This window comes from Burkholderia sp. THE68, from assembly GCF_009938265.1.
GTDB lineage: Bacteria > Pseudomonadota > Gammaproteobacteria > Burkholderiales > Burkholderiaceae > Caballeronia.
Genome location: NZ_AP022319.1, coordinates 1,053,826 through 1,066,887, shown reverse-complemented (window position 1 = coordinate 1,066,887; position 13,062 = coordinate 1,053,826). Strand labels below are relative to the sequence as shown.

The 13,062-nt window shown below is 64.5% G+C and carries 14 protein-coding genes; 5 read left to right on the top strand and 9 right to left on the bottom strand.

Annotated elements, in window-relative coordinates:
- Positions 1 to 153: 153 nt before the first annotated feature.
- Entirely contained in the window at positions 154 to 1,806 is a 1,653-nt protein-coding gene (locus BTHE68_RS33365; RefSeq protein WP_162070524.1) for a D-alanyl-D-alanine carboxypeptidase/D-alanyl-D-alanine-endopeptidase, read from the top strand.
- A 10-nt stretch (positions 1,807 to 1,816) separates the two neighbouring features.
- Here BTHE68_RS33365 and BTHE68_RS33360 read toward each other — a convergent pair whose 3' ends face one another.
- The gene (locus BTHE68_RS33360; protein ID WP_162070523.1) at positions 1,817 to 2,686 is read right to left on the bottom strand and encodes an alpha/beta fold hydrolase; all 870 of its coding nucleotides are present in this window, start codon (positions 2,684 to 2,686) and stop codon (positions 1,817 to 1,819) included.
- Between the two features lie 106 nt (positions 2,687 to 2,792).
- Here BTHE68_RS33360 and BTHE68_RS33355 point away from each other — a divergent pair, with 106 nt between their 5' ends.
- Positions 2,793 to 3,644: a LysR substrate-binding domain-containing protein gene (locus tag BTHE68_RS33355; protein ID WP_162070522.1), complete on the top strand. Its 852-nt coding sequence runs from the start codon at positions 2,793 to 2,795 to the stop codon at positions 3,642 to 3,644.
- On the opposite strand, the gene BTHE68_RS33350 is transcribed toward BTHE68_RS33355, so the two are convergent.
- The 4 genes from BTHE68_RS33350 to BTHE68_RS33335 all read right to left on the bottom strand — a co-directional run bounded on the left by BTHE68_RS33350 (position 3,622) and on the right by BTHE68_RS33335 (position 6,920).
- A complete protein-coding gene (locus tag BTHE68_RS33350; RefSeq protein WP_162070521.1) occupies positions 3,622 to 4,683 on the bottom strand; it encodes a phytoene/squalene synthase family protein in 1,062 nt (353 codons plus the stop codon). The two genes, BTHE68_RS33355 and BTHE68_RS33350, sit on opposite strands and share 23 nt — an antisense overlap.
- A gap of 68 nt (positions 4,684 to 4,751) precedes the next feature.
- Positions 4,752 to 5,378, bottom strand: coding sequence for a septal ring lytic transglycosylase RlpA family protein (locus tag BTHE68_RS33345; RefSeq protein WP_162070520.1), 627 nt, complete (start codon positions 5,376 to 5,378; stop codon positions 4,752 to 4,754).
- Between the two features lie 139 nt (positions 5,379 to 5,517).
- Positions 5,518 to 6,234: a DUF899 family protein gene (locus tag BTHE68_RS33340; RefSeq protein WP_162070519.1), complete on the bottom strand. Its 717-nt coding sequence runs from the start codon at positions 6,232 to 6,234 to the stop codon at positions 5,518 to 5,520.
- 26 nt (positions 6,235 to 6,260) lie between these two features.
- A complete protein-coding gene (locus BTHE68_RS33335) occupies positions 6,261 to 6,920 on the bottom strand; it encodes a glutathione S-transferase family protein (protein WP_162070518.1) in 660 nt (219 codons plus the stop codon).
- Between the two features lie 230 nt (positions 6,921 to 7,150).
- On the opposite strand from BTHE68_RS33335, the gene BTHE68_RS33330 reads away from it, so the two are divergent.
- Complete coding sequence (locus BTHE68_RS33330; protein WP_162070517.1) at positions 7,151 to 7,663, top strand: response regulator; 513 nt, start codon at positions 7,151 to 7,153, stop codon at positions 7,661 to 7,663.
- On the opposite strand, the gene BTHE68_RS33325 is transcribed toward BTHE68_RS33330, so the two are convergent.
- Positions 7,647 to 7,997 (bottom strand): hypothetical protein, encoded by a 351-nt coding sequence (locus BTHE68_RS33325; RefSeq protein WP_162070516.1) that lies wholly within the window; start codon positions 7,995 to 7,997, stop codon positions 7,647 to 7,649. The genes BTHE68_RS33330 and BTHE68_RS33325 overlap by 17 nt on opposite strands.
- A gap of 89 nt (positions 7,998 to 8,086) precedes the next feature.
- Positions 8,087 to 8,791 carry a glutathione S-transferase family protein gene (locus BTHE68_RS33320; protein ID WP_162070515.1) on the bottom strand — a complete coding sequence of 235 codons (705 nt, stop codon included), beginning with the start codon at positions 8,789 to 8,791 and terminating at the stop codon, positions 8,087 to 8,089.
- A gap of 130 nt (positions 8,792 to 8,921) precedes the next feature.
- Between BTHE68_RS33320 and nudC the strand changes: the two genes are divergently transcribed.
- Positions 8,922 to 9,839, top strand: coding sequence for an NAD(+) diphosphatase (gene nudC, locus BTHE68_RS33315; protein WP_162070514.1), 918 nt, complete (start codon positions 8,922 to 8,924; stop codon positions 9,837 to 9,839).
- Positions 9,840 to 9,903: 64 nt separating this feature from the next.
- On the top strand, positions 9,904 to 10,488 hold the full coding sequence (locus tag BTHE68_RS33310) for a histidine phosphatase family protein (protein WP_162070513.1): 585 nt from the start codon (positions 9,904 to 9,906) through the stop codon (positions 10,486 to 10,488).
- 37 nt (positions 10,489 to 10,525) lie between these two features.
- On the opposite strand, the gene BTHE68_RS33305 is transcribed toward BTHE68_RS33310, so the two are convergent.
- A complete protein-coding gene (locus BTHE68_RS33305; protein ID WP_162070512.1) occupies positions 10,526 to 11,260 on the bottom strand; it encodes a ribonuclease activity regulator RraA in 735 nt (244 codons plus the stop codon).
- Positions 11,261 to 11,271: 11 nt separating this feature from the next.
- A complete protein-coding gene (gene araD, locus BTHE68_RS33300; protein ID WP_162070511.1) occupies positions 11,272 to 13,035 on the bottom strand; it encodes an L-arabinonate dehydratase in 1,764 nt (587 codons plus the stop codon).
- Positions 13,036 to 13,062: the final 27 nt, after the last annotated feature.

The following is a 13,062-nucleotide window of genomic DNA, read 5'->3' as shown; positions in this document are numbered from 1 at the left end:
GACACGGCCCGTGCAAGGTATTTAATTCACTCACCCGGCCACCTGAAAATGGTGGCCGGCCGCCGACATCTCCTGTCTGCGCTGTGAAGCTGTCCCGACGTATTGGATGTTCGCTCCATGTGGAGCGCGATGTGCCTTTATCGGAGCCGCGTCATGAACCCGCTTTCAGGAAGTTCGGCACGCGTTGCCGCTCTCGCGCTTTCGTGCGCGCTCGCCGCACTCATCGCGGCTTGCGGCGGCTCGGATTCGAACGACACCTCCGTCCCCGACGCCATCACCCAGGTGATGAAAAAGCCGATGTATCAGGGCTCGACATGGGCCTTGCGCGTCGTCGACCTGAATTCGGGCGATGTCATCTACGACATGAACTCGAACGCGCAGGTGTATGTCGCCTCGGTGCGCAAGGTGTTCTCGCTCGGCGCGGCGCTCGATCAATACGGCGCGCAGCATCAGTTCCAGACGCCGGTATATCGCCTCGGCACCGTCGATGCGACCGGCACGCTCAACGGCAACCTCGTGCTCGTCGCGAGCGGCGACCTTGCGATGGGCGGCCGCACCAATCCCGACGGGACGCTCGCCTGGACCAACTTCGACCACAACGAAGCGAACAGTCTGGGCAACGCGCAGATCACCACGCCCGATCCGCTCGCGGGCTACGCTTCGCTCGCGGCGCAGGTGGCGGCGGCGGGCATCAAGAAGATCAACGGCGAAGTCGTGATCGACGATCGCCTTTTCGAGCCCTTCGACTTCCGCGACGAATTCGATCTGCGGCCGATCTTCGTCAACGACGATCTCGTCGATACGATCATCGGACAAGGCAGCGCGGGCTCGGCGGCGCCGGTGGATTACCGGCCGAAATCATCGGCGTTCACGGTGCAGTCCACGCTGATGACGGGCGCGGCGGGCAGCAGCGCGAACATCACGGTCACGCCGGCGGACCCGACCTGTTTCGGCACGCTGCCGTGCGGCGGCGTGCTGGGCGGCACGATTCCGGCCGATTACGTGCCGCCGATCGTCCCGAGCTTCCCGGTGATCCGCACGTTTCGCATCACGCAGCCGTCGAACTACGCGCGCACGGTGCTCATCGAGGCGCTCGCGCGCGCAGGCGTGACCGTCACCGCGACGGCGGTAGAGAACAATCCGGTGCAACTGCTGCCCGCGAAGAACTCATACGCAGCGGACACGCGCGTCGCGCAGCTCACGTCGCAGCCGTACAGTGAATATACGAAGTGGATTCTGAAGGTCAGCTACAACATCGGCGCGGACACGAGCCTGATGCTGTTCGGCGTCGCGAACAACGGCTCGACCACGCTCGACGCGGCGCTCGCCGCCGAAAACGCGAGGCTCTCGAACGCACCGTTCAATGTGCCGATGAACCAGACGCACTTCATCGACGGCAGCGGCGGCGGCGAGACCACGGCCACGCCGGTCGCGGTCATCGCGATGCTGCGCGCGATGAACGGGCGCCCGGCCTTCCCGGCATACGTCGATTCGATGCCGTTCCTCGGCGTCGACGGCTCGCTCGCGAGCACGACCGCCTTCGAAAGCGATCCAACGCTCGCGGGCGCGAAAGGCAAGGTCTACGCGAAGACGGGCACGTATGCGATCGGCACCGACCTCCCGAACGGCCAGGTGCAGACGACGCTCAAGGGACAGGCGCTCGCGGGCTATATCGACGCGAAGAGCGGCCGCAGGCTCGCGTTCGCGCTGATGGTGAACAACGTGCCGATCACCGACGTGCCCGACATCCTCAACGTCTTCAACGACGAAGGCACGATCGCGGCGAACATCTGGAAGCTGCAGTAACGCGCGCGGCTCACCACGCGGCGGCGAACGCCAGCACCGCGCGATTGAACGCGCCGGGGCTGGCGGCGTTCATGCCGTGCGACGCGCCCGCGATCGTCTGGCGCTCTGCGAACTCGATCCACTCTTCCAGCCGGTCGACGTTGTTGCGGAACATGCGCGGGCTCTTCTGCCCGTCGATGAGCAGCGTGCGGCACTTGATGTCGCGCGCCGCTTCGCGCGTGTAGGCGGGCAACGGATCGCGGAATTGCTTGGGCAGCGTGAGCGCGTTGTCGAGCGCCATGCGCCGGAAGCTCTCCGAACTCTTATTCCAGAAGCCCAGCATGCTCACCGAATCGACGAACATCTCCAGCCCCTTGTCGAACTCGCCCTGCTCGATCAGCTCCGCGACGCGCGCGCGCAGCGCGTTGGTCGCGGGCGGCAGCGTGGCCGGCACGGCCTGCGGCGTCGTTTGCAGCGGGCCGCCCGGATCGGCGAGCGTGAGCGTCTTCACGAGCCGCGGATACTCGCGCGCCAGATGAAACGCGACACAGCCGCCGCGCGAATGCCCGACGAGATGCACCGGCGCGAGATCGAGCGATTCGATGAACTCGGCCATTTCCGTGACGTGCGCTTCCCAGCCGAATTCGCCGCGCACGAAGGCATCGACAGCGGGCCAGTAGTGCGACAGGCTCGGCGCGACGCAGCGGAACTGCTTCGCGAGCGGCAGGATCTGCGCGCTCCAGTAGCGGTAATCGCACAGCGAGCCATGCACGAAGACGAGCGGCTCGCCCTCGCCGCACTCGATGTACGGCACCGAAACCCCCGACGCCGTCGTGGCGAACGACGGTTCGGGCAGGCCTTGCACGGCAGTGAGGACGGAAAGATCGGTTCGCGCGTTCATTGGATTCGCTCCTTTGATGCGACTATGCGCCGCACTGCACCAAAAGAAAAACGCATAATTTTGATAGAATCGTTCAGATTTTCTGATACCAAACGGTCGTTCACCCATGAAAGCGCTCGATCTGGATGTCCTGTCGATGATCGTCGCCGTCGCGGATACCGGCAATATCAGCCGCGCGGCGGAGCTCGTGCATCGCTCGCAATCGGCGGTGAGCATGCAGATCAAGACGCTGGAAACCGCGCTGGGCAAGGCGCTGTTCGTGCGCAAGCCGCGCAGCGTGGTGCCGACGCAGGACGGCGAGGTGCTGCTCACCTACGCGCGCCGCATGATCGCGCTGCGCGACGAGGCGTGGGCGGCCGTCGTGCGGCCCGACGTGACCGGGCGCGTGGTGATCGGCGTGCCGGACGATTACGCGTCGTCGCTGTTTCCGCCGATCCTCAAGAAATTCTCGGCGACGTATCCGAAGGTCGAGATTCAGGTAGTCGGCCTGCCGAGCCTCGCGCTCGCGCCGATGGTGAAGGACGGCACGGTCGATCTCGTCTGCGCGACACGCGTGAAGGGCCTGTCCGGCGAATTCCTGCGCCACGAGCCGATGGTCTGGGCCGCCGCACCCGGCGCGACCGAAATCTGGAAAGAGCGGCCCTTGCCGATCGCGGTGTTCTTGCCCGGCAGCGTCGCGCGCGAGAACGCGATCCGCAGTCTCGAGCGCGCGCGCATCGCCTATCGGACGTCGTACGAAAGCCCGAGCCTGCTCGGTCTCTTGACGATGGCCGAAGCCGGCCTCGCCGTGACGCCGCTCGCGAAATGCGCGGTGCCTGCGCATTTCACGCTGCTCGGACCGGCGCAAGGCCTGCCCGACATCGGCACGCTCGAAGTCGTGCTCGCGCGCAGCGCGGCGTCCAGACGCCCGCCTTGCGACTTTCTCGCCGAGCGCATCATGGCCGAGTTGCGGCGCTGATCGCGGCTTCGACTGCGCGCATGCGGCGAGCGGTCCACGCGCGCAACATGCCGTTCGACGCGACCATCGGCAACGATGCCGCGATGATGCGATACACGTCGTTGCGGCGAACCTTCGAGATTCTGGCGGGATCGAGCCACGCGTCGTTGTGCGCGAGCAGCACGAGCGTGTCGAGACCGATCATGATCGGCCACAGGCACGCAAGGCGCAGACGAACCGCGCCCGGTGGAATCGCGAGCGTGTAATCGACCCCGTCCTGAAACAGCGCAAGCGTTGTGCACAACAGATCGAACAGCACGGGCCGCGCGCGCGCCGACGATTCCGGTTGCAGGAGATCGCGCGGCGTCAGTCCATGACGCGCGAGCACCGATTCGGGCAGATAGCAGCGGCCGATGCGCAGATCTCGCGCGCAGTCGCGCAGCACGTTCGTCATCTGCAGCGCACGGCCGAAGCGCACGCCGAGCGCGAGCATGACATCGGGCGCGGCCTTCAACGTGCCCGGCTCGTGCGCGTAGGTCATCTTCGTCCAGAATTCGCCGACGCAGCCCGCGACGAGATACGTATAGCGGTCCAGCTCGCCGATTTCCTGTAACGCGACGATCTCGCCGGATGTCTCGTCGGGGAACGTGCGCAGATCGAACTCCATGCCGGTGCTGAGCGTCGTGACGATGTCGCGGACGGCGGCCTGATCCTGCACGCCGAGCTGCGGCAGGATCGCGAGCGCGGCGCCCAGGCTTTCGAGCAACGCGCGCTCGTCAGGCTGTGCCTGCTCACCGGCGACTTCGCCCGCGATGCGCGCGAGCGCGCCGTCATCGGCTGCGCCATTGACTTGCGCGCGCAATGACAGCAGCAGTTCGAGACGGCGTTGCGGCGAAATCAGCGAGGTATCCGCGATCGTATCCGCCGCGCGCGCGAGCAGATACGCCAGCCCGATGGGATCGCGCATGCCGGCCGGCAGGATGCGCAGCGTGAGATAGAACGAGCGCGACACGCTCTTGAGAAGCGGGCCCAGAAGAACGGCCCGGGGCGAATTGTTCATGAGCTGGATCGGAAAGCCTTGGCGAGGCGCGCGATGATCGCGCGCCGCCGCATTGTATCCGTCCCGCCTCAATGACGATGCGCGCGTTTCCTGCTGTGCCGTGGATGAGGCGCGATGCGCAGCATGATGCGCTCGGGCGCCTGCGGCGTGGCCGCTTGCGCGACCGTCTGGCTGACCGGTTCGAGGATCACCTGTGCGCTTCCCGCGCGTTGCAGACCGAGTTCGACGGCCGCGGCAAACGACAGATCGATCACGCGGCCTTTCGCGAACGGACCGCGATCGTTGATCCGCACAATGACCGATCTCGTCCTCGCGAGGTTGCTCACGCGCACGCGGGTGCCGATCGGCAACGTGCGATGCGCGGCGGTCAGCGCCCGCATGTCGTAGCGTTCGCCGCTGGCCGTGCGGCGGCCCTGGAACTTCCCGCTGTAGTAAGACGCCCAGCCGATCTGCGGTGCGACGTTCGCTCTCGCGCTGTGATAGTCGAGCGGCTCGGCATCGAGCGAGTTGCTTTCGTGACCTTGCATCGAATCCGCGACGCGTGCGCCTTCCGTCAAAATAGCCGGCGCGTCCGCTTCCTTCGACGGCGCGGGCGAATGCCCGGCGCATCCGGTCAAGGTCGCGCACGCGCCCGACGCGGCGATGGCCGCGATCCCGGCCGCGCCCCAGTGCGCGATGAATCCGTTGTCCTGCATGAGCGAGCCTCTCCAATGAAAAATGCCGACACGTTTGGTATCGGCTCGCTCACAACGTGCGCCACGCGTCGAAGTTGACGCGTGCGCCGAAGATATGACCCATCTTTACAGAAGGAGCGCCTGAATTACGGCGCTCGATTCATCCGCGCAGCCCGTAGTCCAGCTTCGGATACCAGTTCGTCCCGCGTCCCTCGGGCGTCATATCGAGCACCGTCCAGAGCGGCATCAGATCGGGCGCGCCGCGCGGGTCCTCGCCGGGATCGGCGGTATCGAAATCCATCTCGCCGCTCCAGAAATGGCGAATCACGCCGTCGCGCCGCGTGAACACATTGAGCGCGGGTTCGTCGCCGCCTTCCTTCGATATCGCGTGATAATCGCGGCTGAATTCGCCGTTGGTATCGGAGAAAAGCGGGAGATCGCGCCAGCCGCGTTCCTTCTTGAACGCGACGAGCTTCGCAAGCGGCGAACGCGCGATCACCGCAAGCGCGACGCGCTGCTCGATATCGCGCGCCTCGCCTTCCCACGCCGACAGCAGTGACGTGCACATGGGACACGGCCGCTCGCGCTGCGGTCCGAACATGTAGCTATAGGTGACGAGCGTATCCTTGTCGCCGAACAGTCCGGCGAAATCGACCGCTCCGCGCTCGCCTTCGAATCGATAATCGCCCTTCACCTCGCCGCCGGGCGGCAGCGCGCGACGCATCTGCGCGACGCGCTCGATATGCCGCCGCAACTCGATTTCCTCCACCAGCAATTCGGTCCGTGCGCGCCGGTATTCGGCGCTTTCATTGGGGAACCGCATTGTCGCGCGCATCGCAAGTTCACGGGCTGAAACGTAGTTCGTGGTCGTGCTCATGTTCGATCTCCTCAACGATAATCGGCTCAATCGCGGTCCGGCGCGCCGAGCGGAAACAGCTTCCGGTACGGCCGCGCTTCGTCGACCGCGCGTGCGAACGAAGGCCGCGCGAGCAGACGCTTGCGATACGCGATCACGTTCGGATAAGCGTCCGCGATTCGATGGCACCAGTCGGCATAGAACAGGAACGGCGCGGCGCCGCAATCGGCGAGGCTGAAGGTGTCGCCCGCCGCCCATTCGCGCGTCGCCATCTTGCGTTCGAGAAACGCGTAGGACGTGTCGAGCATCGCGCGGGCATCGGCGACGCCGCGCGCATCGCGCTCTGCGGAATCGCGCATGGCGTCGAATACGATTTTCTGACCCGGCGTCGAGACGTAATTGTCGAAGAAGCGATCCATCCAGCGCGTTTCTAGCGCGTCGCGCGGATCGGCGGGAATGAGGCGCACCGGGCCGGGGTGATACAACCCGAGATATTCGATGATCACGGTCGCCTCGATCACCGGCCGCCCGTCGTCGACGAGCACCGGGAAGCGTTTCATCGGCCAGATTTCGGTGAGTTCCCGCATTGATTGCGGCGCTTCCGGCGTGAGCGCGCGCCATTCGAAGGGCGTGCCGTTCTCGTACAGCGCCACCAGCACCTTCTGACAATACGAGGAAAACGGGTGTGCATACAGTTGCAAACTCATCTGACAGCCTCCGGGTCTTCAAGCGGTTCAGGATGCGGCGCGACGGTCATGCGACGATTTGCAGCGCCGGTTACTTTCACGACGAACGGTGCGCGTGCAAATCGACAACGAAACGACATAATTTTTTGTGCAGTGCAACCTGATCGCGGCTGATTTGCTAACGTGCCTGTCCCGAGGCAGTTGAAAGCGGCGGATTCCAACAATAGTCCGACGAGGCTGGTCGAGAAAGAATGAAGCGCGAAGACAAAATCAAGATCGTCATGGCAGACGATCGCCCCGTGGTGCTGTATGGGCTGCAAAGCTGGTTCGAGTCGCACGAGCGGTTTCAGGTGACGGCGTGTCTCGAAACCGCCGATCAATTGCTTACGAGGCTGAATGCCGCGCCTTACGACGTAATCGTACTGGGCAGCGGCCTGGAAGGTTCGCGTGCGGATGATTTCGCGCTACTGCGCGGATTGCGGCGAACGTTCCCTGATACGCCTGTCGTCGTCTTCACTGACGAAACTGACGCGCAGGCGCTGGCCGATATGCGGCGCGCAGGCGCTGCGGGTCTGGTCAGCGCACGCGAAGAAGCGCGCGCCTTCGAGCGCGTTTGTGCATGCGTGCTCTCCAGCGTGCACGAGGTCGTCTCGCAGCGCATCGCTGACTATTGTGACACCGACGACGCTGCGGATTCTTCCGACGCGAATCCGGACTATTGCGGCGTTCGCATGAACGTCAGAACATTCATCGCGCGGGCCTGATCACGGCGGTTTCGGCAACCGGTCCTTTGGTGAACTCGATCTGGTTTTTCCCCTTCGGAAAGCCGACGTCCCGCCCGTCCTCGAATCCCTTCTCATAAGCGCGCTGATCGAGCGACTTGAAAAGCGGCTCGAGTTCATCGACATGTATGCGGATCAGGTCCATCAGCGGCTTCACGAGCGCCGCGCTCTCATCCGGTCCTTTCGCAAGGCTGACGACTTGCACCATTGCGCGCAGTGTTTTTGCGCGCTGTGAGCAATAGTCGCTCAAAGGCATCAAGTACGTGACGACTGCATGACCTTTCTCATTGACCGTGACGCTCATTTTGGACTCCATCGTATGTCTCCATCCGGGATTGCATGAAGTCCAACTGTAGAAGGGTCCGCGCGGCGCGAGCACTAGATAAATCTGATTAGTGAAGGCATTTATGGCGCCGCGTTCTGCCCCATCCGCTCGCGCATCGCCGCGCAATGTTTCACGAGATTGCCCTGCGTGGCGACCAGCCTCTTGAGCGGCGTATCGATGTCATAAAACCAGATGCTTGCGACGAACCCATACAACGCGGCATCGATGCTCGCGGGCGCATCGCCGAACATGAACGGCCCGTCGCCCAGCCGATTCGCGATCGCCTGAAGGCTTGCGATACCGCGCGCATACGCGGCGTCGGGTTCGTATCGACCGATACCCTGATACCGATACCGTTCGAAGTTGTATTTGCGCGCGCCTTCGAGCGCTTCGGCGCCGATGTCCGGATGCTGGTGAAGCAGCGCATCGCGGAACTGCGGCCAATAGCGGTCGTCGCGCCAGCGGGAATACGACATCACCCAGTAGAGATCGTCGAGCGTGCGGCGGATCAGCAGATCGAGATCGCGTTGCGGCGCGCTCAGCGCATCGTCGAGCGTGAGCGTGTATTTGCGCTTCAGATGCGCGATGATCGCGTCGCTGTCGCCGATGGTGGCATCGTCGTCGACGAGATACGGAAGCTGGCCGCGCGGCGCGGCGCTCGTGTCGAGCACATGCCGATGCTCGAATGGCAAGCCTGTCAGCTTCAGGAACGCGAACACTTTCAACCCGAACGGATTGTTGTCTTCGAGCCCGAACAACTGAGGATACGAGTAGAGCGCGATCATCGATGTCTCCGGGCGTCGCCCTGCAAGGACGCGCCAACTTCGCTACGATTCCCGATTGGCCTTGCTTCTTTCCGCTTATTCCCGTCACGCGGAGCGCCGGACTAGCGCGCGCCGCCACTTACAAAATACTATGCCCACGCCGCCTCATGCCATCGGTTTTACGCTGGACCCGCTCGATCGCCTCTCGGAGAAGCGCGACGACGAGCGTTTCGTCGCCGGTCTGCGCGACGATCCTTCGACGCGCTTTCTGCTGTTCGTGAACAACGTGCCGCTCTTCAAGCGCGCGAACGGGCACGATCCATTATTCAGCGCGCAGGAAGCCGCGACGCTCGGCGCGCCCTTGCAGACCGTGTTTCTCGGCCGTGATACGCAGAATCGCGCGCTCTTCGCAAGTTCGTTCGATGAAGGCACGCCGCCGCTCCCGGAAGTCGAAGCCGTCGAACTTCGCCCGATCGCGATGCAGGGTCTCGTGCCGCCGCCGATGGTCAGCGCGCTCGGCGAAGCACGCTCGATGCTCGACTGGCATCGTCGTCACCGGTTCTGCGCGAACTGCGGCCAGCCGACCGATTCCGCGGGCGCGGGCTGGCGGCGCATCTGTCCGAATTGCAAGGCGCAGCATTTTCCGCGCGTCGATCCGGTCGTGATCATGCTCGTCACCGACGGCGAGCGCTGCCTCCTCGGCCGTCAGCCGCAGTTTCTGCCGGGCATGTATTCGGCGCTGGCGGGCTTCATCGAGCCGGGCGAGACGTTCGAGCACGCGGTGTATCGCGAAGTGCTGGAGGAAGCGGGCATTCGCTGCACGGATGTGCGGTACTACGCGTCGCAGCCGTGGCCGTTTCCGTCGTCGCTGATGATCGGGTGTTTCGCGCGCGCGGCCAGCACCGAGATCGTCGTCGACAGGAACGAGCTGGAGGACGCGCGCTGGTTCACGCGCAAGGAAGTCGCTGCGATGCTCGACGGCACGCACGAACAGGCGCTTTCGGCGCCGAAGCCGTTCGCGATCGCGCATCATTTGCTGAAGGCTTTCGCGACGGGAGAGCTGGACTGAGGCAAAATCCGAAGCTGTGCCGCGTCGGCGCGCGGCCGCAATCTTCAGACACCGGGTGAACGACATGAACATGAAAGGCGGCGTCCATATCTGGCTGATCCGGCATGGCGAAACGGAATGGAGCAAGTCGGGCCAGCACACCGGCACGACGAACGTGCCGCTCACCGATGAGGGCCGCAAACAGGCGGCCGCGCTCGTGCCGATTCTCGCGGCGCAGACGTTCGATCTCGTGCTGACCAGTCCGATGGACCGCGCGATCGAGACCTGCCGCCTCGCGGGTCTGGGCGATCGCGCGCAGATCGAGCCTGAGTTGCACGAGTGGAATTACGGAGTGTATGAAGGACGCAAGACGCCGGATATCCGCAAGGAGATTCCGGACTGGTCAGTGTGGACGTCGCCGATTCCCGAGGGCGAGAGTCTCGACGATGTCGGCGCTCGCGCGCAGGCGCTCATCGACAAGCTGCTCGCGACGGGGGCGGCGAATATCGCGCTCTTTTCGCACGCACATTTTTCGCGCGTGTTCGGCGCGCAGTGGGCGACGGGCGCGGCGTCGCTCGGAGCCCATCTGGCGATGGATACGGCTGCGATGAGCGTACTCGGGTTCGAGCGCGATGTGCGCGCGATCATCAAGTGGAATCTTTTGCCTTGACGGGTGCCACGCACCCCCAGGCGCTGCCGGAAGTCACTCACCCCCGCGCCCTCCGCCACTCCCGATACTCCGCCAGCGTCTCCTCACTAGGCGGATACGTCCCCCGCAGCACCGCGCCCCCTTCCACCCGCGCCGACAGAAACTCCTCCATCACCTCCTGCTCGGTCGCATCCCGCGCAACTTCCTCGGCCAGATAGCGCGGCACGATCACGACCCCATCCACATCGCCGACGACGATATCGCCCGGATACACCGCCACGCCGCCACACGCGATCGGCACATCCATATCGACCGCGTGATGCTTCGCGAGATTGAGCGGCGCGCTCGCGCCCGCGCAAAAGAGCGGCAAGCCGATATCGCCGATCGTGCCCGAATCGCGCACGCAACCATCCGAGACCATGCCCGCGACACCGCGAATCTTGAGCCGCGTCGTGAGAATCGAGCCCGTCGACGCAACGCTGCGCTCACCGCGGCAATCCTGCACGAGCACGCTGCCGGGCGGCGCTGTCTCGACGGCCTTGCGCTGCGGATGATCCGGGTCCTGAAACACGCCGACGTGATCGATATCCTCGCGCGCCGGAATATTGCGCAGCGTGAACGCCGGCCCGACCATGTTCGGCGCGCCCTTCGCGGGCTTCACGAGCGGCGCGACGCCTTGCAGAAAAACGTTGCGCAAACCGCGCTTGAAGAGTTGCGTCGTGAGCGTCGCGGTGCTGACGTGGCGCAGCAGTTCGATCGTCTCGTCGGAAATGGCGATATCGGTTGTCTTCATGTTGTCGCGCCTCAGTGAATGTCCGGTTCGCCGCCCGTCGCGGTTCTCTCTTCGAGAAAATCGAAATCGCAGCCCTTGTCCGCCTGCGTCACATGCAGTTGATGCATCACGCCGAAACCGCGTTCGAACGGACGCTTCGGCGCTTTCCATGCGCGCTTGCGCGCGGCAAGCTCATCGTCGCCGACATCGAGATGCAGGCGGCGCGCAGGCACGTCCAGCTCGACGATATCGCCATCCTTCACCAGCGCGAGCGGCCCGCCGACGAACGATTCCGGCGCCACATGCAGCACGCACGCGCCATAGCTCGTGCCGCTCATGCGCGCATCTGAAATGCGGACCATGTCGCGCACGCCCTGCTTCAGCAGCTTTTGCGGAATCGGCAACTGGCCCCACTCCGGCATGCCCGGCGCGCCCACCGGCCCCGCGTGCTGGAGCACGATCACCGAATCGGCGTCGATGTCGAGCGCTTCGTCGTCGATGCGCGCGGACATGTCGGCGTAGTCCTTGAACACGACCGCCGGCCCACGATGTTTCAGCAAATGCGCTTCCATCGCCGCGGGTTTGATCACGGCGCCATCGGGCGCGAGGTTGCCCGTGAGCACCGCGAGACCGTCGTTCGGAACCAGGGGATTGTCGCGACGGCGAATCACGTCGTCGTCGAAAATTTCGGCGCCCGCGATGTTCTCGCCGAGCGTCGCGCCATTGACGGTTAGTTGCGAGCCATCGATCAATTTGCCCAGTTCGGCGAGCAGCGCGCGCAGGCCGCCCGCGTAGAAGAAGTCTTCCATCAGATACTTGCCGGCCGGACGGATGTTGCCGAGCACCGGCGTCACGCGCGCGAGTTCGTCGAAGCGCGCGGTCGTGAGCGGCACGCCCGCGCGCCGCGCGACCGCCACCAGATGCACGATCGCGTTGGTCGAGCCGGACAGCGCGAGCACGGTCGTCACCGCGTTGTCGAAGGACTTCGGCGTGAGAATGTCGGACGGCTTCAGGTCCGCCCACACCATCTCGACGATGCGCTGTCCCGTCAGCGACGCATGCTGCGCATGCCGCGAGTCCACCGCCGGAATCGACGCGAAGCCCGGCAGCGTCATGCCGAGCGCTTCGGCGGCGCTCGTCATCGTGGATGCGGTACCCATCGTCATGCAATGGCCCGGCGAGCGCGCGATGCCGCTTTCCACGCCCTTCCACTCGTCCTCGCTGATCCTGCCCGCGCGCAGTTCCGCCCAGTATTTCCACGTATCCGAGCCGCTGCCGAGAGTGCGGCCATTCCAGTCGCCGCGCAGCATCGGTCCGGCGGGCAGATAGATCGCGGGCAGATCCATGCTGATCGCGCCCATCAGAAGACCGGGCGTGGTCTTGTCGCAACCGCCCATCAGCACGCAGCCGTCGAACGGATACGAGCGCAGCACTTCCTCCACTTCCATCGCGAGGAAGTTGCGGTAGAGCATCGTCGTCGGCTTCTGGAACGGCTCGGCGAGCGTCATCACCGGCATTTCGACAGGAAAGCCGCCCGCCTGCCAGACGCCGCGCTTCACTTCCTCGACGCGCTGTTTGAAATGCGTGTGGCACGAGTTGATCTCGCTCCACGTATTGACCACGGCGATCACCGGCTTGCCCATGTAATCGGACGGGTGATAACCCATTTGCGCCGTGCGCGAGCGGTGGCCGAACGAGCGCAGGTCGTTCACGCCGTACCAGCGGTGACTGCGCAGTTCCTCCGGCTTCTTGCGATTCGAAGTCAAACAGCCTCTCCTTGATGGTTGCGCTACCATGCGACGAAAAATGGTATCGGCGGCGTC

Bases quoted from the DNA above. Each gene is read 5' to 3' on its own strand.
- BTHE68_RS33325 (WP_162070516.1), bottom strand. From the start codon at position 7,997: ATGGAGTCCAAAATGAGCGTCACGGTCAATGAGAAAGGTCATGCAGTC.
- BTHE68_RS33305 (WP_162070512.1), bottom strand. From the start codon at position 11,260: ATGAAGACAACCGATATCGCCATTTCCGACGAGACGATCGAACTGCTG.
- BTHE68_RS33335 (WP_162070518.1), bottom strand. From the start codon at position 6,920: ATGAGTTTGCAACTGTATGCACACCCGTTTTCCTCGTATTGTCAGAAG.
- araD (WP_162070511.1), bottom strand. From the start codon at position 13,035: ATGGTAGCGCAACCATCAAGGAGAGGCTGTTTGACTTCGAATCGCAAG.
- BTHE68_RS33360 (WP_162070523.1), bottom strand. From the start codon at position 2,686: ATGAACGCGCGAACCGATCTTTCCGTCCTCACTGCCGTGCAAGGCCTG.
- BTHE68_RS33320 (WP_162070515.1), bottom strand. From the start codon at position 8,791: ATGATCGCGCTCTACTCGTATCCTCAGTTGTTCGGGCTCGAAGACAAC.
- BTHE68_RS33350 (WP_162070521.1), bottom strand. From the start codon at position 4,683: ATGAACAATTCGCCCCGGGCCGTTCTTCTGGGCCCGCTTCTCAAGAGC.
- BTHE68_RS33310 (WP_162070513.1), top strand. From the start codon at position 9,904: ATGAACATGAAAGGCGGCGTCCATATCTGGCTGATCCGGCATGGCGAA.
- BTHE68_RS33365 (WP_162070524.1), top strand. From the start codon at position 154: ATGAACCCGCTTTCAGGAAGTTCGGCACGCGTTGCCGCTCTCGCGCTT.
- BTHE68_RS33340 (WP_162070519.1), bottom strand. From the start codon at position 6,234: ATGAGCACGACCACGAACTACGTTTCAGCCCGTGAACTTGCGATGCGC.
- nudC (WP_162070514.1), top strand. From the start codon at position 8,922: ATGCCCACGCCGCCTCATGCCATCGGTTTTACGCTGGACCCGCTCGAT.
- BTHE68_RS33355 (WP_162070522.1), top strand. From the start codon at position 2,793: ATGAAAGCGCTCGATCTGGATGTCCTGTCGATGATCGTCGCCGTCGCG.
- BTHE68_RS33330 (WP_162070517.1), top strand. From the start codon at position 7,151: ATGAAGCGCGAAGACAAAATCAAGATCGTCATGGCAGACGATCGCCCC.
- BTHE68_RS33345 (WP_162070520.1), bottom strand. From the start codon at position 5,378: ATGCAGGACAACGGATTCATCGCGCACTGGGGCGCGGCCGGGATCGCG.